At 69.9% G+C, this 23,027-nt stretch carries 23 protein-coding genes; all 23 read left to right on the forward strand.

What is annotated here, in order from left to right; genetic code table 11:
- Positions 1-23 precede the first annotated feature (23 nt).
- The 23 genes from rpsD to gmk all read left to right on the forward strand — a co-directional run bounded on the left by rpsD (position 24) and on the right by gmk (position 22,950).
- Entirely contained in the window at positions 24-647 is a 624-nt protein-coding gene (gene rpsD / locus AB4Z18_RS07400) for a 30S ribosomal protein S4 (RefSeq protein ID WP_441782040.1), read from the forward strand.
- Between the two features lie 121 nt (positions 648-768).
- A complete protein-coding gene (locus tag AB4Z18_RS07405; protein ID WP_441782041.1) occupies positions 769-1,161 on the forward strand; it encodes a DUF948 domain-containing protein in 393 nt (130 codons plus the stop codon).
- 78 nt (positions 1,162-1,239) lie between these two features.
- The gene (locus AB4Z18_RS07410) at positions 1,240-1,431 is read left to right on the forward strand and encodes a YtxH domain-containing protein (protein ID WP_441782042.1); all 192 of its coding nucleotides are present in this window, start codon (positions 1,240-1,242) and stop codon (positions 1,429-1,431) included.
- Positions 1,432-1,476: 45 nt separating this feature from the next.
- Complete coding sequence (gene alaS, locus AB4Z18_RS07415) at positions 1,477-4,134, forward strand: alanine--tRNA ligase (protein WP_441782043.1); 2,658 nt, start codon at positions 1,477-1,479, stop codon at positions 4,132-4,134.
- Positions 4,135-4,140: 6 nt separating this feature from the next.
- On the forward strand, positions 4,141-4,608 hold the full coding sequence (gene ruvX / locus AB4Z18_RS07420) for a Holliday junction resolvase RuvX (protein ID WP_441782044.1): 468 nt from the start codon (positions 4,141-4,143) through the stop codon (positions 4,606-4,608).
- Between the two features lies 1 nt (position 4,609).
- Positions 4,610-6,304, forward strand: a complete 1,695-nt coding sequence (gene mltG, locus AB4Z18_RS07425; RefSeq protein WP_441782045.1) for an endolytic transglycosylase MltG — start codon at positions 4,610-4,612, stop codon at positions 6,302-6,304.
- Entirely contained in the window at positions 6,297-7,478 is a 1,182-nt protein-coding gene (locus AB4Z18_RS07430) for a shikimate dehydrogenase (protein WP_441782046.1), read from the forward strand. Before mltG ends, AB4Z18_RS07430 begins: the two co-directional genes overlap by 8 nt.
- A 53-nt stretch (positions 7,479-7,531) precedes the next feature.
- A complete protein-coding gene (aroC, locus tag AB4Z18_RS07435; protein WP_441782047.1) occupies positions 7,532-8,740 on the forward strand; it encodes a chorismate synthase in 1,209 nt (402 codons plus the stop codon).
- Positions 8,737-9,249 (forward strand): shikimate kinase, encoded by a 513-nt coding sequence (locus tag AB4Z18_RS07440; protein ID WP_441782991.1) that lies wholly within the window; start codon positions 8,737-8,739, stop codon positions 9,247-9,249. Before aroC ends, AB4Z18_RS07440 begins: the two co-directional genes overlap by 4 nt.
- Positions 9,246-10,325, forward strand: coding sequence for a 3-dehydroquinate synthase (aroB, locus tag AB4Z18_RS07445; protein ID WP_441782048.1), 1,080 nt, complete (start codon positions 9,246-9,248; stop codon positions 10,323-10,325). Before AB4Z18_RS07440 ends, aroB begins: the two co-directional genes overlap by 4 nt.
- On the forward strand, positions 10,322-10,705 hold the full coding sequence (locus tag AB4Z18_RS07450; RefSeq protein ID WP_441782049.1) for a hypothetical protein: 384 nt from the start codon (positions 10,322-10,324) through the stop codon (positions 10,703-10,705). The genes aroB and AB4Z18_RS07450 overlap by 4 nt, the downstream gene beginning before the upstream one ends.
- Before the next feature lies 1 nt (position 10,706).
- Positions 10,707-11,144 (forward strand): type II 3-dehydroquinate dehydratase, encoded by a 438-nt coding sequence (locus AB4Z18_RS07455; RefSeq protein ID WP_441782050.1) that lies wholly within the window; start codon positions 10,707-10,709, stop codon positions 11,142-11,144.
- A gap of 103 nt (positions 11,145-11,247) precedes the next feature.
- Positions 11,248-11,808: an elongation factor P gene (gene efp, locus AB4Z18_RS07460; RefSeq protein ID WP_441782051.1), complete on the forward strand. Its 561-nt coding sequence runs from the start codon at positions 11,248-11,250 to the stop codon at positions 11,806-11,808.
- Positions 11,809-12,225 (forward strand): transcription antitermination factor NusB, encoded by a 417-nt coding sequence (gene nusB / locus AB4Z18_RS07465; protein ID WP_441782052.1) that lies wholly within the window; start codon positions 11,809-11,811, stop codon positions 12,223-12,225. It abuts the gene before it with no gap.
- Positions 12,222-12,935: a DsbA family protein gene (locus AB4Z18_RS07470; RefSeq protein ID WP_441782053.1), complete on the forward strand. Its 714-nt coding sequence runs from the start codon at positions 12,222-12,224 to the stop codon at positions 12,933-12,935. Before nusB ends, AB4Z18_RS07470 begins: the two co-directional genes overlap by 4 nt.
- A gap of 248 nt (positions 12,936-13,183) precedes the next feature.
- Entirely contained in the window at positions 13,184-13,741 is a 558-nt protein-coding gene (pyrR, locus tag AB4Z18_RS07475; RefSeq protein WP_441782054.1) for a bifunctional pyr operon transcriptional regulator/uracil phosphoribosyltransferase PyrR, read from the forward strand.
- Complete coding sequence (locus tag AB4Z18_RS07480) at positions 13,738-14,712, forward strand: aspartate carbamoyltransferase catalytic subunit (RefSeq protein WP_441782055.1); 975 nt, start codon at positions 13,738-13,740, stop codon at positions 14,710-14,712. The genes pyrR and AB4Z18_RS07480 overlap by 4 nt, the downstream gene beginning before the upstream one ends.
- A gap of 5 nt (positions 14,713-14,717) precedes the next feature.
- A complete protein-coding gene (locus AB4Z18_RS07485) occupies positions 14,718-16,058 on the forward strand; it encodes a dihydroorotase (protein ID WP_441782992.1) in 1,341 nt (446 codons plus the stop codon).
- Positions 16,051-16,593 (forward strand): PH-like domain-containing protein, encoded by a 543-nt coding sequence (locus tag AB4Z18_RS07490; protein WP_441782056.1) that lies wholly within the window; start codon positions 16,051-16,053, stop codon positions 16,591-16,593. Before AB4Z18_RS07485 ends, AB4Z18_RS07490 begins: the two co-directional genes overlap by 8 nt.
- Positions 16,553-17,767: a glutamine-hydrolyzing carbamoyl-phosphate synthase small subunit gene (gene carA, locus AB4Z18_RS07495; RefSeq protein ID WP_441782057.1), complete on the forward strand. Its 1,215-nt coding sequence runs from the start codon at positions 16,553-16,555 to the stop codon at positions 17,765-17,767. Before AB4Z18_RS07490 ends, carA begins: the two co-directional genes overlap by 41 nt.
- Complete coding sequence (gene carB / locus AB4Z18_RS07500) at positions 17,767-21,054, forward strand: carbamoyl-phosphate synthase large subunit (protein WP_441782058.1); 3,288 nt, start codon at positions 17,767-17,769, stop codon at positions 21,052-21,054. Before carA ends, carB begins: the two co-directional genes overlap by 1 nt.
- Positions 21,051-22,010, forward strand: a complete 960-nt coding sequence (pyrF, locus tag AB4Z18_RS07505) for an orotidine-5'-phosphate decarboxylase (RefSeq protein WP_441782059.1) — start codon at positions 21,051-21,053, stop codon at positions 22,008-22,010. Before carB ends, pyrF begins: the two co-directional genes overlap by 4 nt.
- Positions 22,003-22,950 carry a guanylate kinase gene (gene gmk / locus AB4Z18_RS07510; RefSeq protein ID WP_441782060.1) on the forward strand — a complete coding sequence of 316 codons (948 nt, stop codon included), beginning with the start codon at positions 22,003-22,005 and terminating at the stop codon, positions 22,948-22,950. The genes pyrF and gmk overlap by 8 nt, the downstream gene beginning before the upstream one ends.
- The last annotated feature ends 77 nt before the right edge of the window (positions 22,951-23,027 follow it).

The raw sequence follows: 23,027 nt of genomic DNA on the forward strand, positions 1-23,027 counted from the left end.
GAGAGAAATTTCGAAAGGAAACCGTGTCTTCACGTTCCCGCAGCAAGACCCGCGAGTCGCGGGCCCTGGGCATCCCGCTCACCCCGAAGGCGGCGCGCTACATGGAGAAGCGCCCCTACGCTCCGGGTGAGCACGGCCGCACCAAGCGCAAGGCCGACTCGGACTACGCCGTGCGTCTGCGCGAGAAGCAGCGTCTGCGCGCCCAGTACGGCATCCGCGAGAAGCAGCTCCGCATCGCCTTCGAGGAGGCCCGCCGCACCCAGGGTCTGACCGGTGAGAACCTGGTCGAGCTCCTCGAGATGCGTCTGGACGCGCTCGTGCTCCGCGCCGGCTTCGCCCGCACCATCACGCAGGCCCGCCAGTTCGTCGTGCACCGCCACATCCTCGTCGACGGCCAGCTCGTCGACCGCCCGTCCTTCCGCGTGAAGCCGGGCCAGCTCATCCACGTCAAGGCCCGCTCCGAGGGCACCGAGCCCTTCCAGGTCGCGGCCGCCGGCGGTCACCTCGATGTGCTGCCGAAGACGCCGGGCTACCTCGAGGTCGAGATCGACAAGCTGCAGGCCCGCCTCGTGCGCCGCCCGAAGCGTGCCGAGGTCCCCGTGACCTGTGAGGTCCAGCTGGTCGTCGAGTACTACGCGGCTCGCTAAGACCCAGCAACACCCGGAACGGGGTCGCGGCTTCTTGCCGCGGCCCCGTTTCGCGTTCCCGCCGGCGCCGCATACGGCTACGCTGGTGCGGTATGCCCGTGGCGGAATGGAAGGAGCCGACGTGTCCGGAGGAGACATCGCAGGGTTGATCGCGGCCGTCGTGTTCGCGGTCCTCGTGGGCTTCATCGCCATCCCGCTGATCAAGCTGGGGCGGGTGCTCGATCAGACCCGCGCCGCGATCAAGGAGGCGAGCGACGGCATCACGCCGATCCTCGACGAGACGGCGACGACGCTCCAGGAGACGAACAAGCAGCTCGCGCGCGTCGACGTCATCACCAAGAACGTGGCGGATGTCACCGGCAACGTGTCGTCCTTGGTCGCGCTGTTCGCCGCGACCGTCGGCGGTCCGCTGATCAAGCTGGCCGGATTCAGCGCCGCCGCACGTGCGGCATTCCGCGCGGCCGGCGGCTTCGGCTCCCGAGGGTCGTCGGGCCGGAAGACCGCATCCCGGTAAGGGCCCAGCGGCCCCCACTAGACTTGTCCGGGTGCGCCGGCGCTCACGCGTGGCGTCGTCCAGAGAGGGAGGAACAGCATGAAGAGTTTCCTGTGGCTGCTCATCGGTGCCGCCATCGGCTTCGCCGTGGCCCACAAGGTCAACGAGACCCCCAAGGGTCGCGAATTCTTCAGCAACATCGACAGGAGGGCGCGCGACTTCGGGGAGGCCGTCACCGACGGCTACCGCCAGCGCGAGGCCGAGATCCGCTCGGCCATCCAGGGCGATTGACGCCCGACATCCCTCATCCCGCCAGACTTCGATCGACCGGAACCCATGCAGACCGCTGAAATCCACCGCCGCTGGCTCGACTTCTTCGCCCAGCGCGGCCACACCGTCGTCCCCTCCGCGTCCCTGGTCAGCGACGACCCGTCGCTGCTGTTCACGGTGGCCGGGATGGTGCCCTTCGTCCCGTATCTGACGGGCGTCGTCCCCGCGCCGTTCCCGCGCGCGACGAGTGTGCAGAAGTGCATCCGCACCCTCGACATCGAAGAGGTCGGCAAGACGCCGCGGCACGGCACGTTCTTCCAGATGGCCGGCAACTTCTCCTTCGGCGACTACTTCAAGGAGCAGGCCATCACGTTCGCGTGGGAGCTCCTGACCACCTCCGAGGACGAGGGCGGCCTCGGCTTCGACCCGAAGGACCTGTGGGTCACCGTGTACGAGGAGGACGACGAGGCGCGTGAGATCTGGGAGCGCGTCTCCACTCTGCCGCGTGAGCGCATCCAGGACCTCGGCAAGGACACGAACTACTGGTCGACCGGCCAGCCCGGGCCCGCAGGTCCATGCTCGGAGATCTTCTTCGACCGTGGCCCCGCGTACGGCGCCGACGGCGGGCCGGCGACCGACGACGACCGGTACGTCGAGATCTGGAACCTCGTCTTCATGCAGTACCTCCGCGGCGAGGGGGACGGCAAGAAGGACTTCGAGATCCTCGGCGACCTGCCCAAGAAGAACATCGACACGGGCCTCGGGCTCGAGCGCGTCGCGTTCATCAAGCAGGGCGTCGACAACATGTACGAGATCGACCAGGTGCGCCCGGTGCTCGACCGCGCGGCGCAGCTGGCGAACAAGCCCTACGGCAACGAGGCGCACGAGGACGACGTGCGGCTGCGTGTCGTCGCCGACCACGTCCGCAGCGCGCTGATGCTCATGGCCGACGGGGTGACGCCGTCGAACGAGGGCCGCGGCTACGTGCTGCGCCGTCTCCTCCGCCGCACCGTGCGCTCGATGCGGCTCCTCGGGGTCGAGACCGCGACGTTCCCCGAGCTGTTCCCGGCGTCGCGCGACGCGATGAAGGCGGCGTACCCGGAGGTCGACACCGACTTCTCCCGGATCTCTCAGCTCGCCTACGCGGAGGAGGAGACTTTCCTCCGCACGCTCACGGCGGGTACGAGCATCCTGGACACCGCGGTGGCGTCGACGCAGAAGGAGGGGCGGAAGCAGCTCGCGGGCGACACCGCGTTCCTCCTGCACGACACGTACGGCTTCCCGATCGACCTGACGCTGGAGATGGCGGACGAGGCGGGCCTCAGCGTCGACCGCACGGCTTTCGACAAGCTCATGGCCGACCAGCGCGCCCGCGCGAAGGCGGATGCGAAGGCGAAGAAGACCGCGCTTGCCGACCTGTCCGTGTACAGCTCGTTCCGCTCGCTGGGCGAGACCGTCTTCACCGGCTACACCGACCTGCAGACGGAGTCGAGCGTGCTCGGCCTGATCGTCGACGGCCGCTCCGTCGACCGGGCGCACGAGGGCCAGGTCGCCGAGATCATCCTCGGCGCCACGGCGCTCTATGCCGAGTCCGGTGGTCAGGATGCGGACGCCGGCTCGATCGTCGGCCCCGGCTACGAGCTCGACGTGCTCGACGTGCAGAAGCCCGTGAAGGGCCTGATCAGCCATAAGGTGCTGGTCCGCAGTGGTGAGGTCGGCGTCGGCGCGCCGGCGACGAGCATCGTGGATGCGGACTACCGCCGTGGCGCGCGCCAGGCGCACTCGGGTACCCACATCATCCACGCGGCCCTCCGCCAGGTGCTCGGCTCGAACGCGCACCAGTCCGGTTCGTACAACAAGGCCGGCTATCTGCGCCTCGACTTCTCGTGGAACCAGGCCTTGTCGGCCGAGACGCGGAGCGAGATCGAGGAGATCTCGAACAACGCCATCCGGCAGAACCTCGAGGTCACCACGCGCGAGCTGCCGCTCGCCGAGGCGAAGTCGCTGGGCGCCATGGCGCTGTTCGGCGAGAAGTACGGCGACACCGTGCGCGTCGTCGACATCGGCGGACCCTGGTCGCGCGAGCTCTGCGCGGGGACGCATGTCGCCACGAGCTCCGAGATCGGGATGATCAACCTGATCAGCGAGTCGTCGGTCGGCTCGACCAACCGCCGTGTCGAGTCGCTGGTCGGCCTCGAGGCGTTCAAGGACCTCGCGGTCGAGCGGACCATCGTGTCGCAGCTCTCCGGCACCCTCAAGACGCCGCGCGAACAGCTGCCCGAGAAGATCGCCGACCTCATGGCGAGCCTCAAGGCGGCGGAGAAGCGCATCCAGGCGTTCGAAGCCCGTGCGGTGCTCGATAAGGTTCCGGCCCTGCTGGAGTCGGCCACACGTCGCGGCAGTGTCGCGGTGGTGGCCGAGGACGCAGGCACGCTGAACACGGCCGACGACCTGCGCCTGCTCGCGACCACGGTGCGTGAGCGGCTCGGCTCCGACCCTGCGACCGTCGCGCTGGCTGCTCGTGCGGGCGGCAAGCCGGTCGTGATCGTCGCCACGAATCAGGCGGCGCGCGACGCCGGCGTCAACGCGGGTGCGCTCGCCAAGACCGCGGCCGGCGTGCTCGGCGGCGGCGGAGGCGGCAAGGCCGATCTGGCGCAGGGCGGCGGAACGGACGCGGACGCGATCCCGGCCGCGCTGAGCGCCGTCGTCTCGGCGATCGGATAACTCCGCGTGCGCAGCGGGGTGCGGATCGGCATCGATGTCGGCAAAGTCCGGATCGGTGTGAGCCGCTCCGACATGCACGGGATGCTGGCCACGCCCGTCGAGACGGTGCCGCGCTCCGTGGATGCTGCGGATCGCCGACGAATCGGCGAGATCGTCGGTGAACTCGGAGCCTTCGAGATCATCGTCGGGCTACCATTGGCGCTTTCCGGTGCACGCACCGCCTCGACAGCGGACGCGGTCGGCTTCGCCGAAACGCTGGCCGTCGAGGTGGGCGTTCCGGTACGGCTGGTCGACGAACGACTGTCGACCGTGTCGGCGACCCAGGCGCTGCGCGCCTCGGGGAGGAACACGAAGAAGGCGCGGCCCGTGGTGGATCAGGTCGCGGCCACGATAATTTTGCAGCACGCCCTCGATGCGGAACGGGCCACAGGCCTTCCGCCGGGTGACCCCGTCGAATCGAGCATTGGACACTAGCTTGGCTCAGAACCCTCCAGAGCGGCCCGAGCCGCCCGCTTTCCCGGCCGTGAACCGTCCGGCAGCGCCTCAGAACCCGCCCGCGTCACTGTCGACGCCGGACGGCGAACGTCCGCCGCTGACGCGCCGGGAGGCGCGCGCGGCCCGCGAAGCGCAGGAGAACGCGGCGAAGGAGCAGGCCGCGCCGGAGCAGGCCGCGCCGGAGCAGCAGCCCGCGTCCGAACAGCGGTCCGCACCGGAGCAGCCCGCCACGCCGGACCAGCAGGCCGCGGACCAGCCCGCCCCGCCCGTTTCTGCCGCGCAGTCCCCGTCGGCCGCGCCGTGGTCGCTCTCGGACAAGGGCCCCATCTCGTCCCCGACGCCAACGCAGGAATCCCCGGCCGACGTCGCCGCCCTCGCGGGCCTCGACTTCGACGCCGTGATCACAGGCCCCGTCGCCCAGGTGGAAGACCCGCAGCCCGTCGGCGTCGCCGCGCGGCACGGAGCCGAGGAGCACGTTTCTTCGCACTCCGACCATCCTGCGCGTACTGTCTTCAGCGTGTTGGAGGATACCGAGACCGAATCCGACGAGGACGGCCATCCGCTCGTCTGGCGGCAGCAGAACTATCTGTCTCATGAGGAGCCGCCGAAGAAGCGGCGCTGGGTGAAGCGGCTCATCGTCACCATCGTGATCCTCGCGGTCCTCGGTGGGATGGCCGGGGGCGCCTACGCGATCTTCCAGCCGCAGATCGTCAAGCTGCAGTCCGCCCTCTTCCCGCCGGAGAACGACTACAAGGGCAGCGGCACGGGCGAGGTTCTGTTCACGATCGCGTCGGGCGACGATGGCTCGACGATCTCCGACAAGCTGGCGAAGGCCGGAGTGGTCAAGACCTCCGACGCGTTCTACTCTCTGCTGCTCCGCCAGAAGCCCGAGGTGGAGTTCCAGCCCGGTGTCTTCAAGGTCGCCAAGCGGATGAGCGCGGCAGCGGCCCTCGCGGCCCTCAAGGATCCAGGCTCGCGCGTGGAGAACACCGCGGTCATCCCGGAGGGGACGGCCGAGAAGGACATCCTGCAGACCGTCTCCGACGCCACGAAGATCCCGTTGGCAGACCTGCAGGCCGCGGCCGCGAACCCCGCCGCCTACGGACTCCCTCCGGAGGCCAAATCGCTAGAAGGCTTCCTCTTCCCGGCCACCTACACGTTCGCCCCGGGCACGACGGCCCAGCAGGCGATCAAGACCATGGTCGACCGGATGTTCCAGGCGCTCGACGAAGCCGGTGTCGCCCCAGCGGACCGCTGGAACCAGGTGGTGCTCGCATCGATCGTGCAGCGCGAAGCGGGCCTCAAGGACGACTACCCGAAGGTCGCCCGCGTCTTCCTCAACCGGCTGGCGCAGGGCTGGGACCTGCAGTCCGATGCTACGGTCGCGTACGGCACGGGCCACACGGACCGCGTGGAGACGACCGACGCCGAGCGCGCGGACGCCGCGAACCCGTACAACACGTACGTGCACCCCGGCCTGCCGGTCGGCCCGATCTCGAACCCGGGTGACCTGGCGATCAACGCGGTGCAGCATCCCGCCGACGGCTCATGGATGTACTTCGTGACCTGGAACCTGCAGACCGGAGAGACCATCTTCTCGACCACGCAGGCCGAGCACGAGGCTGCGGTGGAGAAGTGGCAGCAGTGGATGAGGGACAACCCCAGCTATGGATGACACCAGCAAGGCACGACGCGACGAGGACCTGGCGGAGCCGGCCGTCTTGGAGGACGACGACGTCGCGCTGAGCGACCAGGGCGACGCTGAGAGCGCCGACGAGGAAGCGGCCGTCGAGGACGGCGTCTCTGAGGCGTCGGCGGAGGCCTCGATCGCGGAGCTGGTAGAGCGTGAACGCGAGCGGGAGGCCGAGGAGGCCGCCGTCGAGGAGGCGGAGGACGCGGTCGACCGCGAGTCTCCGCACGACGACGACGCAGAGCCCGAGCCCGAACCCGCTCCGGCCGCGCCCGCATCCAAGCCGCGCAAGCGCAAGACCCCCAGCCGCCGCCTGGCCGTGCTCGGATCGCCGATCGGGCACTCCCGGTCGCCGGAACTGCACCGCGCCGCCTACGCGGCTCTCAGCCTGAACTGGTCGTACGACGCTGTCGAGGTCACCGAGGAGGCCCTGCCGGACTTCGTCGCGGGCCTCGGGCCGGAGTGGCGCGGGCTCTCGCTCACCATGCCGCTCAAGAAGGCCGTGCTGCCGCTGCTCGCGGAGACCGACCGCAATGCGGCGCAGACCGGCGGCGCGAACACTGTGCTGATCGACGGAGAGGACCTCCGCGGGTTCAACACCGACGTGGCCGGAATCGTGCGGGCCCTGCAAGCGGCGGGCCTGACCGAGGCGCGTTACGTCCACATCCTGGGCGGGGGAGCGACGGCGGCGTCCGCCCTGGTCGCGGCGGCCGAACTCGGCGCCGAGCGGGTCGACGCGCATGTGCGCGACCTGGCCCGCAGCGAGTGGATCGAGCCACTCGCGAACGAGCTGGGCCTTCGCGTACGCATCCGTCCGTTCTCGCAGGCCGACCGGTCGCTCGACGTCCCGGAGCTCGTGATGAGCACCCTCCCGGGTGGGACAGTGACCGAGGCCGTGTACACCGACTCGACCCGGCGCCGGTCCCTGCTGTTCGACGTTGCCTACGACCCGTGGCCGACGCCGCTCGCCCGTCAGTGGGAAGCGGTCGGCGGCCGAGTCGTCTCAGGCCTTCCGATGCTGGTGCACCAGGCTCTGCTGCAGGTGCGCGTGTTCGTCTCCGGCGACCCGCTCCAACCGCTGCAGGACGAGCAGGATGTGCTCGCCGCGATGCTCGACGCGGTCGGGATCGACGAGCAGGGCGCTTCGCTGGAGGAGTGACCGCTGGGTAGTTCGTGACCGGGCGCTCCACCGTGCTGTGCCAGAATCGAAGAATGCTTCGTTGGCTCACGGCCGGAGAATCCCACGGTCCCGAACTCATCGCCGTCCTGGAGGGTCTTCCCGCCGGGGTCCCGGTGTCGCTCGACGCGATCCGTGCCGATCTGGCGCGCCGCAAGCTGGGCTACGGCCGCGGGGCGCGCATGAAGTTCGAGCAGGATGCGCTGGATGTCTCGGGCGGCGTCCGTCACGGCCTGAGCCTCGGCAGCCCCATCGCCCTCCGCATCGGTAACACCGAATGGCCCAAGTGGGTCGAGGTGATGAGCCCCGAGCCGGTCGACCCGGAGGTCCTGAATTCAGGTCGCGGCGCCGCCCTGACCCGTCCGCGCCCCGGCCATGCAGACCTCGTCGGCATGCAGAAGTACGGCTTCGACGAGGCCCGCCCCATCCTCGAGCGTGCGAGCGCCCGCGAGACCGCCGCGCGCGTGTCGCTCGGTGCCGTCGCGCGGTCGTTCCTGAACGAGCTCGGCATCACCCTGGTCAGCCACACACTCTCGATCGGTCCGGTCCGCGTCCCTGAGGACGCCCCGCTCCCGCGCCCGTCGGATGTCGACACGCTCGACGCCGACCCGCTGCGCTGCTTCGATCCGGCGACCTCCGAGCGGATGGTCGCCGAGGTGGATGCGGCGCACAAGGACGGCGACACCCTCGGCGGGGTCGTCGAGGTGCTGGCGTACGGCCTCCCGCCGGGGCTCGGCTCGCATGTGCACTGGGACCGCAAGCTGGATGCCCAGCTCGCGGCCGCGCTCATGGGCATCCAGGCGATCAAGGGCGTCGAGATCGGGGACGGCTTCCTGACGACAACGCGTCGCGGGTCCGAGGCGCACGACGAGCTGCTGGCGGAGGACGGCACGATCGTCCGCACCAGCGACAAGGCGGGCGGAACCGAAGGCGGCATGAGCACGGGCGGCGTGCTGCGGGTCCGCGCGGGCATGAAGCCCATCGCGACCGTCCCGCGCGCGCTGCGGACCGTGGATGTGTCCACCAGCGAGGCCGCGCCGGCGCACCACCAGCGTTCCGACGTCTGTGCCGTTCCAGCGGCGGGCGTGGTCGCCGAGGCGATGGTGGCCCTGGTGCTCGCGAATGCCGTGCTGGAGAAGTTCGGCGGCGACTCCGTGGCGGAGACATCGCGCAACCTGCACTCCTACCTGGACAGCATCCCGCAGAACCTCACCACCGAGCGCATCAGCGCTCCGTACGCCTGACCGCCGTGTCACGGGAGACCATCGCGCTGATCGGACCGCCGGCCGCCGGGAAGTCGCGGGTCGGGAAGCGCCTCGCGAAGCTCCTGGACCTGCCGTTCGTCGACACCGACGCCGTGGTGGTGGCGCAGCACGGCCCGATCGCCGAGATCTTCACTGCGCACGGGGAGCCGCACTTCCGCGCCCTCGAGCGCACGGCCGTCGCAGAGGCGCTGCGGAAGCCGGGCGTTGTGTCACTGGGCGGAGGAGCCGTCCTCGACCCCGCGACGCAGGCGGACCTCGCGGACGCCCGTGTCGTGCTCCTCACGGTCCAGGCTGAGGCCATCGCCAAGCGCATCACCAACGGCAAACGTCCGCTCATCACCGACCTCGAGTCGTGGAAGCGGCTGGTCGCCTCCCGAAGCGACCTGTACCAGAAGCTTGCGGACTACACCGCCGACACCTCGTCCCGGCAGATCGACACCATCGTGGCGGAGATCGCGCAGTGGGCGCAGAAGGAAGGACACGCATGACCGACGCACCCACCGAGATCCTCGTCTCGGGCGCGGAGCCGTACCCGGTGCTCGTCGGCCGAGGCATCCGGTACCAGCTCGCTGAGCACTTCGGCAACGCGGTGAACAAAGTGCTGATCGTGCATCCGCCGACCCTGGGCGCTGCTGCCGCCGAGCTGCGTGAGTCGCTGCTCGGCCGCTACGAGGTGCTCCTGGCGGAGATTCCGGATGCGGAGGCCGCGAAGCGCGTCGAGGTGGCGTCGTTCCTGTGGCAGATCATGGGGCAGGCCGACTTCACCCGCTCCGACGCCGTGATCGGCTTCGGCGGCGGCGCCGTCACCGACGTCGCAGGCTTCGTCGCGGCGACGTGGCTGCGCGGTGTGAAGCTGATCCAGGTGCCGACGACGGTGCTCGGCATGGTGGATGCGGCGGTCGGCGGCAAGACCGGCATCAACACCGCGGAGGGCAAGAACCTGGTGGGCGCGTTCTATGCGCCCGCCGCGGTCGTCTGCGATCTCGACACACTCACTTCACTGCCGCGGAACGAAATCCTCGCCGGTTTTGCGGAGGTCGTGAAGTACGGCTTCATCGCCGAGCCCGAGATCCTGGACATCATCGAGACCGACGTCCACCGGGCGACCGACCCGGAGACGCCCGAGTTCCGCCGGCTGGTGGAGCTGTCCATCGGCATCAAGGCGCGGGTCGTGGGGGAGGACTTCACCGAGCAGGGGCTCCGCGAGATCCTCAACTACGGCCACACGCTCGGGCATGCGATCGAGCACGCGGAGCGCTACCAGTGGCGGCACGGCGCCGCGGTGTCGGTCGGGATGGTGTTCGCAGCGGAGCTGGCACGCTTGAGCGGCCGCCTGAGCGACGAGGTCGTGGATCGGCACCGCCGCATCCTGGAGTCGCTCACGCTGCCGGTCTCGTACCCGCTCGGCCGCTGGCAGACGCTGCTCGCCACGATGCAGCGTGACAAGAAGGCGCGGGGCAGTATGCTGCGGTTCATCGTGCTCGACGACGTGGCCCGGCCGACCGTGCTGGCCGGCCCGGACCAGAGCCTGCTGTTCGCCGCATACCAGGAAGTGGGCTCGTGAGCGAGAAGACCGTGCTGCAGAGGTTCCAGGCGAAGCCGGGCGACCGGATCGCGCTGGTCGCGGCGTCCGACGACGACCGTGCGCTGTTCGGCCCGCTGCCCGACGGGGCGACGGAGGGCGACGTCGCTGAGGCGGCCGTCGTCGCGACCGTCGTCCGTACGCGTGACGAGCTCCTGACGCGTTACGCCGAGCAGCTGCCGGTCGCATCCGGAGCCCGGGCCGTGTGGGTGGTCTACCCGAAGGGCGGCCGGGCCGACGTGAACCGGGATGTGGTCGCCGGCGAGGCGCGGACGCACGGGTGGCGCGGGGTGAGCAACATCGCGGTGGACGACATCTGGTCGGCGGTGCGCGTGCGCCCGCTGAAGGACGGGGAGGAGTGACGTGGCGAGCATCCTCGTCCTGAACGGACCGAACCTGGGCCGCCTCGGCACCCGCGAGCCGGATGTCTACGGCTCGGGGACGCTCGACGACCTGCGGGCGGTGCTCGCGGAGGACGCCGACGGCGACGAGATCGACCTGCGGCAGACCGACGACGAGGGCCAGCTGCTGCGGTGGCTGCATGAGGCGGCGGACTTGGGCGCGCCCGTCATCCTGAATGCAGGAGCGTGGACGCACTACTCCTTCGCGCTACGCGACGCCGTGTCGCTCGTGACCAAGGCGGGAGGCACCGTGATCGAGGTGCACCTGTCGAATCCGCACGCCCGGGAGGAGTTCCGGCACACCAGCGTCATCACCGGGGTGGCGACCGGGGTGATCGCCGGATTCGGGTTCGAGTCGTACCGGTTGGCGCTGGCGTTCATTCGCCGAAATGCCCGCTGACGTCTAGAATCTTCTGGGGTCGCCGTGCGCGGCCTGCTGTGGGCCGCCTCATCGAGGCGCGGCATCCACCCGAATCTTCACACCGAACGAACGGAACATCCCCTTGGCCTCAACCGCTGACATCAAGAACGGCGTCGTCCTCAGCATCGACGGGCAGCTCTGGACCGTGATCGAGTTCCAGCACGTCAAGCCGGGCAAGGGCGGCGCGTTCGTCCGCACCAAGCTGAAGAACGTCACCACGGGCAAGACGGTCGACCGCACGTACAACGCCGGCGCCAAGATCGACATCACCAACGTCGACCGCCGCGACTACCAGTACCTGTACCAGGACGGCGCCGACTTCGTGTTCATGGACACCTCGGACTACGACCAGATCACCATCCCGGGCCCGGTCGTCGGCGACTCCGCCAACTTCATGCTCGAGAACCAGAACGTCACCGTGGCGCTGCACGAGGGCTCGCCCCTCTACGTCGAGCTCCCGGCCTCCGTCGTGCTCGAGATCACCTACACGGAGCCTGGTCTGCAGGGCGACCGCTCCACCGGCGGCACCAAGCCCGCCACCGTCGAGACCGGCTATCAGATCCAGGTCCCGCTGTTCCTCGAGACGGGCACCAAGGTCAAGGTCGACACCCGCACGGGCGACTACCTCGGCCGCGTCAACTAGATGAGCGCTCGGACCAAGGCGCGCAAGCGCGCACTCGACGTACTGTACGGGGCCGACCTGCGGCAGATTCCGCTGCGCCAGGCGCTCGCGACCGAAGCCGAGCGTGCGGCCACTCAGCCGGCGCGCGAGGCGTCGTGGATGTACGCCCGCGAGATCCTCGACGGCGTGATCGACCACCAGGACGAGATCGACGAGCAGATCGAGACGTACGCGCAGGGCTGGACGCTCGCGCGGATGCCCGCCGTCGACCGCGCCATCCTGCGCATCGGCGTCTGGGAAGTCCTGTACAACGACGAGGTGCCGGACGGCGTCGCGATCTCGGAGGCCGTGGAGGCTGCGACCGTGCTTTCGACGGACGACTCGGCCGGGTTCGTGAACGGGCTGCTGGCCAAGATCGCACAGACGAGGTCGGTGTGAAGAGCCGGATGCGCCGGGCGGCAGCGGCCGCCGTGCTGGCCGTCGCGGTCGTCGCGAGCGTTGCCGGGTGCTCGCTGTTGGGTGGCGCATCCAATGTCCCCGTCGCGACGGACGCGCCGCCCACCGGGACCGACGGCGCTGTCGACTTCGACGGCGGGTTCATCACGGTCGGTGACGGCGCGAAAAAGGTCGACGTCTGGTTCGACGCGATGTGCCCGGTGTGCGGCGCGTTCGAGCAGACCAACGGCGACACGTTCGACTCGGCGGTCGAGGATGGCTCGATCACTCTCCGGCTGCATCCGCTGACCTTCCTCGACGCCGCCTCGAACGGCACGGGGTACTCCACGCGCGCCGCGGCAGCGCTGACCTGCGTCGCGGTGACCGACCGGAACGCCGTGCTGCCCTTCTACCAGGCGCTGTACACCGACCAGCCGAAGGAGAACTCCGACGGGCTCACCGACAAAGAACTGACGAAGCGCGCGAGCGACGCGGGTTCGAGCGACATCTCCTCGTGCCTTGCCGACAGCGGCCCGTACAAGGCGTGGGCCCAGGCGAATACCGCCAACTCGCAGAAGGGCCCGATCGAGGTCGACGGCAAGAAGGTGCTCGACACGATCAAGGGCACGCCGACCGTCCTCGTGAACGGGGAGATGTATCCCGGAGGCGTCACCGACAAGAAGGCGTTCACGGCGTTCCTCGCCGACCATTGAGCCCGGCCTCCTGTTTTCAGGACGAGGGCTTTCGTAGGAGAACGGGGCTCGAAACTCCTTCGATAAGCGGTGTGGATGGAGATTCGCCGCGAAGCGTTCAGATCTCCGACCGAAGGGGCCGAATCTCCGACGGTAGCTCGACTCCTTCGTTGCGCGGGGCCGACGGAAGGCGGCCGCACGCCCTGCTAGGCTGGCTGCAGGTAGACATCCTTTAACAGCCGTCCTGTGAGGCGGGGAAGGAGGTCGGCATGACAGCGCGCACAGTGCTGCAGCAGGCTGACATAGCCCGGGCGTTGACTCGGATCTCCCACGAGATCCTGGAGTCCAACCGGGGAACAGACGATCTGGTGATCCTCGGGATCCCGACCCGCGGCGTCGTGCTCGCGAGGAGGATCGCCGAGAACATCCAGCGCATCGAACCGGCGGCGGTTGCATCCCCGACCGACATCGTGGGCGCACTGGATGTGACCATGTACCGCGACGACCTGTCGCGACACCCCACCCGCACCCCGCAGCCCACGTCGGTGCCCGGCCCAATCGACGGCAAGACCGTCGTGCTGGTCGACGACGTCCTGTTTTCAGGACGCACGATCCGCGCCGCACTCGACGCGGTCAGCGATCTGGGCCGTCCGCGGGCGGTCCGCCTGGCGGTGCTGGTCGACCGCGGTCACCGCGAGCTGCCCATCCGGGCGGACTTCGTCGGCAAGAACCTCCCGTCGGCGGCCTCGGAGCGCATCTTCGTGCGGCTGACCGAGGTCGACGGCGAAGAATCGGTGACCATCGAGGAGCCGGGGGCCGACGCATGAGGCACCTGCTCTCGACCCGCGACCTCCCGCGCGAGGACGCCATCCAGCTGCTGGATGTCGCCGAGGACATGGCCGACGTGCAGGAGCGCGAGGTCAAGAAGCTCCCGACCCTGCGCGGCAAAACGGTCGTCAACCTGTTCTTCGAGGATTCGACCCGCACGCGCATCTCGTTCGAAGCGGCCGCGAAGCGGCTATCCGCCGACGTGATCAACTTCTCCGCGAAGGGGTCGAGCGTCTCCAAAGGCGAGAGTCTGAAAGACACCGCGCAGACTCTGCAGGCAATGGGAGCCGACGCCGTCGTCATCCGGCACGGGTCCTCGGGCGCGCCGCAGACCCTCGCCACGAGCGGATGGATCGACGCGGGCATCCTGAACGCCGGAGACGGCACGCACGAGCACCCGACGCAGGCGCTGCTGGATGCGTTCACCATGCGCCGCCGGTTGCACGGATCCGCGTCGCGAGGCAAGGACCTCGACGGCGTCAGCGTCGCGATCGTCGGCGACATCCTCCATTCGCGCGTCGCCCGCTCGAACGTCTGGCTGCTCCAAACCCTCGGCGCGCGCGTGACGCTGGTCGCACCGCCGACCCTGCTGCCCGTGGATGTGTCCGGCTGGCCCGCGACGGTCGGCTACGACCTCGACGCCGCGATCGCCGCAGGGCCGGATGTCGTGATGATGCTGCGCATCCAGGCCGAGCGGATGAACGCGGCGTTCTTCCCGACCACGCGCGAATACGCACGGCGCTGGGGGCTGGACGAGGAACGGCTGGGCCGGCTGAAGCCCGATAGCATTGTGATGCACCCGGGACCGATGAACCGCGGGCTGGAGATCTCGGCCGCGGCCGCGGACTCCCCGCGCTCGACGGTCCGGGAGCAGGTCGCGAACGGCGTCTCCGTGCGGATGGCGGCGCTGTACCTGCTCCTGTCGGGTGCCGGTCCCGAGCAGATAGTACGGCCAGGCGGTGTGAGGTGAGCGCGGTGAACCAGGTGAACACGGGCGAGACGTATCTGATCGCCGGCGCGACGCTCGCCGACGGCAGCCGGAGCGACCTGCTGGTCGAGGGCGGCCGCATCGTCGAGACCGGGTCCGGGCTGAGCGCTGCGGGCGCCACCAGGATCGACGCGGATGGGCTGCTCGCGCTGCCCGGTCTCGTCGACCTCCACACGCACCTCCGTGAGCCCGGCTACGAGCAGAGCGAGACCGTCCTGACGGGCACTCGCGCCGCTGCGGCGGGCGGTTTCACGGCGGTGTTCGCTATGGCGAACACGTCGCCGGTCGCCGATACCGCAGGGGTCGTCGAGCAGGTGCTGAGCCTGGGCGAGGCCGCCGGCTATGCGACGGTCCGACCGATCGGCGCCGTGACGGTGGGCCTCGAGGGCGAGCGGCTGGCGGAGCTCGGAGCGATGGCCCAGTCGCGGGCTCGCGTCCGGGTCTTCTCCGACGACGGCAAGTGCGTCTCCGACCCGCTGTTGATGCGGCGGGCGCTCGAGTACGTGAAGGCGTTCGACGGTGTGATCGCGCAGCACGCGCAGGAGCCCCGGCTGACGCAGGGCGCGCAGATGAACGAGGGCGCCCTCTCCGGTGAGCTGGGCCTGACCGGCTGGCCGGCGGTCGCCGAGGAGTCGATCATCGCCCGGGATGTGCTGCTCGCCGAGCATGTCGGCTCCCGCTTGCACGTCTGCCACGTGTCGACCGCGGGCAGCGTCGACGTCATCCGCTGGGCCAAGGCCCGGGGAATCGACGTGACGGCCGAGGTGACGCCGCACCACCTGGCGCTCACCGAGGAACTCGTCACCGGCTACGACGCCCGTTACAAGGTCAACCCGCCGCTGCGCAGCCGCGACGACGTCGAGGCACTGCGCGCCGGGCTCGCGGACAGCACGATCGACATCGTCGCCACCGACCATGCACCGCATCCCGTCGAGGCGAAGGACTGCGAGTGGGATGCCGCCGCCTTCGGGATGGTGGGCCTCGAGTCCGCGCTGTCGGTGGTCCAGGCGAGCGTCATCGACAACGGGATGCTCGGCTGGGCCGACATCGCTCGCGTCCTCTCTGCCACCCCCGCCCGCATCGGCCGGCTGGAGGGCCACGGCGGTCCGCTCGCCGCGGGAGCCGCCGCGAACCTCTTCCTGTACGACCCGACGGTGTCGCGCACGTTCTCGACGTCCGACCTCGCCGGCAAAGGCTCGAACTCGCCGTACCTGGGGCTGGCGCTTCCCGGACGGGTCGTCGCGACCTTCCACCAGGGGCGCCCGACGGTGCTCGACGGCGCCGTCGTCGATGCCGAGCTCGTCGCGGGAGGGGTCGCACGTGGATAGGGCGCTCCTCACCATCCTGATCGTCGCGGTCGTCGTCATCGTGCTGGCGCTCGCGCTGTTCGGCTGGCGCCGGCGGGTGCGGCGCGATGCGGCATCCGGTGGCGGCTACTCGACGCCGGGCACGCTGGGCGCGCCGACCGCGGAGGCGGACGTGCTGTACGTCGCCACGACGAAGGCCGGCCAGCACCTGGAGCGGCTCGCGCTTCCCGGACTCGCCTTCCGCGGCGCGGCGACCGTCACCGTCCGGCCGGAGGGCGTGGAGCTCGCCGTGACGGGCGAACAGCCGGTGTTCGTGCCGTCCGCCGTCGTCTCCGGCGTCGGCCTCGCGAGCGTCGCGATCGACCGCGCCGTGGAGCGGGACGGACTGCTCCGCCTCGGCTGGACCACCAGCGGCGGCACCGCCGCCGACAGCTACTTCCGGGTCGTCGACCCGGCCGGCCGCGCGCAGCTCGCCGCGGCCATCGAAGACATCGTCCCGCGGGCCTCGGCCCCGGATGACCAGGGCGGTCCGCGCCCGAACGACAAGGAGGTGTGACGTGCTCGCTGCAGAAACCGCGGTGCTCGTCCTCGAAGACGGAACACGCTACGTCGGCCGGGCCTACGGTGCCCGCGGGCGCACGCTCGGCGAGGCCGTGTTCGCCACCGGCATGACCGGCTACCAGGAGACGCTGACCGACCCGTCGTACGCCGGCCAGATCGTCCTCATGACGGCGCCCCACATCGGCAACACCGGCACCAACGACGAGGACATGGAGTCCCGGCAGATCTGGGTCGCCGGGTACGTCGTCCGCGAGCCCAGTCGCGTCGTCTCGAACTTCCGAGCCCAGCGCAGCCTCGACGACGACCTCGTCGCTCAGGGCGTCGTGGGAATCAGCGGCATCGACACCCGTGCGGTGACCCGTCACATCCGCTCGGCTGGTGCCATGCGCTCCGGGATCTTCTCCGGCGACGACTTCGAGCTCAGCGACAGCGAGCAGCTGGAGCTGGTGCTCGCCGGCGCGCAGATGAAGGGCCGCAACCTGTCGGCCGAGGTCTCGACGGTCGAGCCGTACACGGTTCCCGCGGTCGGCGAGAAGGTCGGCTCGGTCGCCGTCCTCGACCTGGGCGTGAAGAAGTCGACCCTGGAGAACCTGGCCGGACGTGGCCTGGATGTGCACGTGCTCCCGCAGCAGGTGTCGGCCCAGGATGTGCTGAGCCTCGGCGTCTCGGCGCTGTTCTTCTCGAACGGCCCGGGCGACCCGCAGGCCTCCGACAAGCACGTCGCGCTGCTGCAGGAGACGCTCCGGGCGGGCCTGCCGTACTTCGGCATCTGCTTCGGCAATCAGCTGCTCGGCCGCGCGCTCGGCCTCGACACCTACAAGCTGCCGTTCGGTCACCGCGGGATCAACCAGCCGGTCCTCGACAAGCGCACCGGCCGGGTCGAGATCACGGCGCAGAACCACGGCTTCGCGGTGAAGGCGCCGATCGATGCGACCTTCGACTCGCCCGCCGGCTTCGGTCGCGTCGAGGTGAGCCACTTCTCCCTCAACGATGACGTCGTGGAGGGCCTGAACTGCCTCGACCTCAACGCCTTCAGCGTCCAGTACCACCCGGAGGCCGCCGCCGGCCCGCACGACGCCAACTACCTTTTCGACCGGTTCCTGGACATGGTCAGGGCCCAGCACGGCGAGCAGACCACCGCATCCACCGAAACGCAGGAGAACGCCTGATGCCCAAACGCGACGACATCGACTCCGTCCTCGTCATCGGCTCCGGCCCGATCGTCATCGGCCAGGCGGTCGAGTTCGACTACTCGGGCACCCAGGCCTGCCGCGTGCTGAAGGCCGAGGGCGTGCGCGTCATCCTGGTCAACTCCAACCCGGCGACCATCATGACCGACCCGGACTTCGCCGACGCGACCTACGTCGAGCCGATCACGTGGCAGGTCATCGAGACGATCATCGCCAAGGAGCGGCCGGACGCGATCCTGCCGACCCTGGGCGGACAGACCGCGCTCAACGCGGCCATGCAGCTGCACGAGCACGGCATCCTGGAGAAGTACGACGTCGAGCTGATCGGCGCGAAGTTCGAGGCTATCCAGAAGGGCGAGGACCGCCAGATCTTCAAGGAGCTGGTGGTCGAGGCCGGTGCGGAGGTCGCCCGGTCGCACATCGCCCACACGGTGGAGGAGGCCCTCGAGTTCGCCGAAGACCTCGGCTACCCGCTCGTGGTGCGTCCGTCGTTCACGATGGGCGGACTCGGGTCCGGCTTCGCCTACACGCCGGAGCAGCTGCGCCGGATCGCCGGCGACGGCATCCACCAGAGCCCGACCAGCGAGGTGCTCCTGGAGGAGTCCATCCTCGGCTGGAAGGAGTACGAGCTCGAGCTCATGCGCGACACCGCCGACAACACGGTCGTCGTCTGCTCCATCGAGAACGTCGACCCGGTCGGCGTGCACACCGGCGACTCGATCACGGTCGCTCCTGCGCTGACCCTGACCGACCGCGAGTACCAGCGGATGCGCGACATCGGCATCGACATCATCCGCGCGGTGGGCGTCGACACCGGCGGTTGCAACATCCAGTTCGCGGTGAACCCGGAGAACGGCCGGATCATCGTCATCGAGATGAACCCACGTGTGTCGCGCTCCTCGGCCCTCGCGTCGAAGGCGACCGGCTTCCCGATCGCGAAGATCGCCGCGAAGCTCGCCATCGGCTACCGGCTCGACGAGATCCCGAACGACATCACCAAGGTGACCCCGGCGAGCTTCGAGCCGACCCTCGACTACATCGTCGTGAAGGTGCCGCGGTTCGCGTTCGAGAAGTTCCCGGCCGCCGACCCGACGCTCACCACGACCATGAAGTCGGTCGGCGAGGCGATGGCGATCGGCCGGTCCTTTACGAGCGCGCTGCAGAAGGCACTGCGGTCGCTGGAGAAGCGCGGATCGTCGTTCCACTGGGGCACCGAGACGCGAAGCGTGGATGAGCTGCTCGCCTCCATCGCCACCCCGACGGACGGCCGCATCGTCGATGTGCAGCAGGCGCTCCGGCTGGGAGCGACGCCCGAGCAGGTCTTCGAGGCGACCAAGATCGATCCCTGGTTCCTCGACCAGATCGTCCTCATCAACGAGGTGGCCGAGCAGCTCCGGGATGCGCCGACGCTCGACACCGACACCCTCCGCTACGCCAAGGACCACGGCTTCTCCGACGCCCAGATCGGCGAGCTGCGCGGCTTCGGCGAGGCGGACGTGCGCGAGGTGCGCCACATCCTGGGCGTGCGCCCGGTCTACAAGACGGTGGACACCTGCGCAGGCGAGTTCCCGGCGCTGACGCCCTACCACTACTCCAGCTACGACCTGGAGACGGAGGTCGAGCCGAGCGACAAGCGCAAGGTCGTCATCCTGGGCTCGGGCCCGAACCGCATCGGCCAGGGCGTCGAGTTCGACTACTCGTGCGTGCACGCGTCCTTCGCGCTGCACGACGCCGGGTTCGAGACGATCATGATCAACTGCAACCCGGAGACGGTTTCGACCGACTACGACACCAGCGACCGGCTCTACTTCGAGCCGCTGACGCTGGAGGACGTGCTGGAGGTCATCCACGCGGAGTCGCAGTCCGGCGAGCTGGTCGGCGTGGTCGTGCAGCTCGGTGGCCAGACCGCCCTCGGGCTTGCGAAGGGTCTGGAGGCTGCGGGCGTTCCCATCCTGGGTACGACGCCGGAGGCGATCGACCTGGCGGAGGAGCGCGGGCTGTTCTCGGGCATCCTCGACGCCGCGGGGCTCGTCGCCCCGCGCAACGGCACGGCGTCGGACTACCCGACCGCAGCTCACGTCGCCGAGCAGATCGGTTACCCCGTGCTGGTGCGGCCGAGCTTCGTGCTCGGCGGCCGCGGCATGGAGATCGTGTACGACAACGCCTCCCTCGCCGACTACTTCGAGCGGGTCGCGGGCCAGGGCATCGTCGGACCATCGCATCCACTGCTCGTCGACCGCTTCCTCGACGACGCGATCGAGATCGACGTCGACGCGTTGTACGACGGCGAGCGGCTCTACATCGGCGGCGTGATGGAGCACATCGAGGAGGCGGGCGTCCACTCGGGCGACTCCTCCTGCACGCTGCCGCCCATCACCCTCGGGCGTCGCGAGATCGACCGGGTGCGCGAGGCGACGCTGAAGATCGCCGAAGGGATCGGCGTCCGCGGCCTCCTGAACGTGCAGTTCGCGATCGGCGCCGGAGTGCTCTACGTGCTGGAGGCCAACCCGCGCGCGTCGCGGACTGTGCCGTTCGTCTCGAAGGCGCTCGGCATCCCGCTCGCGAAGGCCGCGTCGCGCATCATGGTCGGTGAGACCATCGAGGGGCTCGTGGCCGAGGGGCTGCTGCCCGACGAGGACGGCTCGCGCATCCCGATGGATTCGCCGGTCGCCGTGAAGGAGGCCGTGCTCCCGTTCAAGCGCTTCCGCACCGCCGAAGGCACCGTGGTTGACTCGGTGCTCGGCCCGGAGATGCGCTCCACCGGCGAGGTGATGGGGATCGACAAGGACTTCCCGACCGCGTTCGCGAAGAGCCAGTCGGCCGCGTACGGCGGCATGCCGCTGACGGGCACGGTGTTCGTCTCGGTCTCGGACCGCGACAAGCGCGCGGTGGTGCTCCCGGTGCTCCGGCTGCACCAGCTGGGCTTCGAGATCGTGGCGACGGAGGGCACAGCCGAGGTGCTCAACCGCAACGGCATCGCGGCGCGGATCGTCCGCAAGCACAGTGAGGCACAGGAGACCGGCGGCGACTCGATCGTCGACATGATCACCCGGTCCGACGTGGATGTGGTGATCAACACCCCGAGCGGGCGTTCGGCCCGCGCGGACGGCTACGAGATCCGTGCGGCGGCCGTCGCAGCGGACAAGCCGCTGTTCACGACCATCGCCGAGCTGAGCGCCGCAGTGGCGTCGCTGGACGCCATCCGGGAGGGCTTCAACGTGAAGTCGCTGCAGGAGTACGCGCTGGACAGGGCCGCCCGAGCATGACCGAGCCCGCAGCCGACAGCTCCGGAGTTTTTCCGCGCGACACGCCCGTGACGGGGCGAAAAACTCAGGAGCTGTCGGATGGGGGAGCGGCGACGGCGTTCGGCGAGCGGCTTGCGGGGGTGTTCGCGGAGCGCGGACGGCTGTGCGTGGGCATCGACCCGCACGCGCACCTGCTGGAGGCGTGGGAGCTGCCGGTCTCGGCGGACGGCGCCCGCGCCTTCGGACTGGCCGTGGTGGAGGCGACATCCGGCCGGGCCGGGATCGTCAAGCCGCAGGTGGCCTTCTTCGAGCGCTTCGGCGCGGCCGGTTATGCGGCACTGGAGGACGTGCTCGCCGCCGCGCGGGCTGCCGGTCTGCTGATCATTGCGGACGTCAAACGGGGCGACATCGGGACGAGTGTCACGGCGTACGCGGAGGCGTGGCTGACTCCCGGCTCGCCGCTGGAGGCGGACGCGATGACGGTCGCGGCCTACCAGGGCGTCGGGTCGCTGAGCGACGCGATGGCGCTCGGCGAGCGGAATGGGAAGGGCCTGTTCGTGCTGGCCGCCACCTCCAATCCGGAGGCCGCGGTGGTGCAGCAGGCGACCGTGCAGAGCGGCCCGTGGGCGGGACGGTCCGTCGCTCGTGCAATCATCGAAGACGTGCATGCATTCAATCAGGAGCAGGCCGGGCGAGCGCCGTTCGGGTCGGTCGGGCTGGTGCTCGGCGCGACCGTCGACCTCGCCGACTACGGCATCGACGTCGCGACGGCGGGGGAGCGGACTCCCGCCCTCCCGGTGCTCGCGCCCGGATTCGGGCACCAGGGCGCTCGCGTGGAGGACGCCGCGCGGCTGTTCGGGTCGCTTGCGACCGGAGTGATCGTCAGCGAGTCCCGTGGTCTGCTGGTCGCAGGCCCGGGCGGTCTCGCGGATGGCGTCGAGCGCCGTGCGGAGGAGGTGCGGGCCGCGCATGTCTGACGCTGCGTCCGCATCGACCGGGTCCGCATCCACCCGTCCGGGCCCCCCAGAGGTCGACCGCCAGGCCGCCTCGCAGGCCGCCGTCGCCGCTCGCCGCGCGCGCGCCGCGGTGAAGGCGTCGATCGCCGCCCGCGAGGTCTCGCCGCTGACCGTGCTCGACCGCGCCACCGCCGACCCGGACGGGGTCGAGGGCCGGCTGCGGGTGACCGAGTTCCTGCTCAGCGTTCCCGCCATCGGGACGACCAAGATGCAGGATGCGCTGGAGCGCCTGTCCATCTCGCCGGCCAAGCGCCTCGGTGGGCTGGGCCGCCACCAGCGTCTCCGCCTCCGGCAGTTCCTCATCGAGCGGGAGAGTCGGAGCGAGCGCCAGCGCAACCGTCTGCTCGTCCTCGCCGGCCCGACCGCGGTCGGCAAGGGCACCGTCTCGACCTATATCCGGGAGAACTACCCGGACGTTCTGCTCTCCGTGTCCGCGACGACCCGCGCGCCGCGACCCGGCGAGGTCGACGGCGTCAACTACTACTTCGTGGACGACGCCGAGTTCGACCGGATGATCGCCGCGGGCGAACTGCTGGAGCACGCGACCGTGCACAACGCCTACCGCTACGGCACGCCGCGCGCGCCGATCGAGCAGGCGCTGGCCGCCGGCCGTAGCGTCCTTCTCGAGATCGACCTCCAGGGCGCGCGCCAGGTGCGCGAGTCGATGCCGGAGGCGCGCCTGATCTTCCTGCTCCCGCCCACCTGGGAGGAGCTGGTGCGCCGCCTGATCGGTCGCGGCACCGAGGATGCGGCTGAACAGCAGCGCCGGTTGGAGACCGCGAAGGTCGAACTGGCCGCCCAGGACGAGTTCGACTACAAGGTCGTCAACCACGACGTCGCCGAGGCGGCTCGCGAGGTCGTAGACTTGATGAAGGTCCGCGCGGCGCCGACGCGTCCGTGAGACCTCTCTCCGCGCCCTCGCCGGCGCGCCCACCGTCCCCGGTCGCGCGACGCGACCGTCCGATCCGGGTCACGCGC

This window comes from Leifsonia sp. 2TAF2 (assembly GCF_052115085.1).
In the GTDB taxonomy this organism is placed as follows: Bacteria; Actinomycetota; Actinomycetes; order Actinomycetales; family Microbacteriaceae; genus Leifsonia.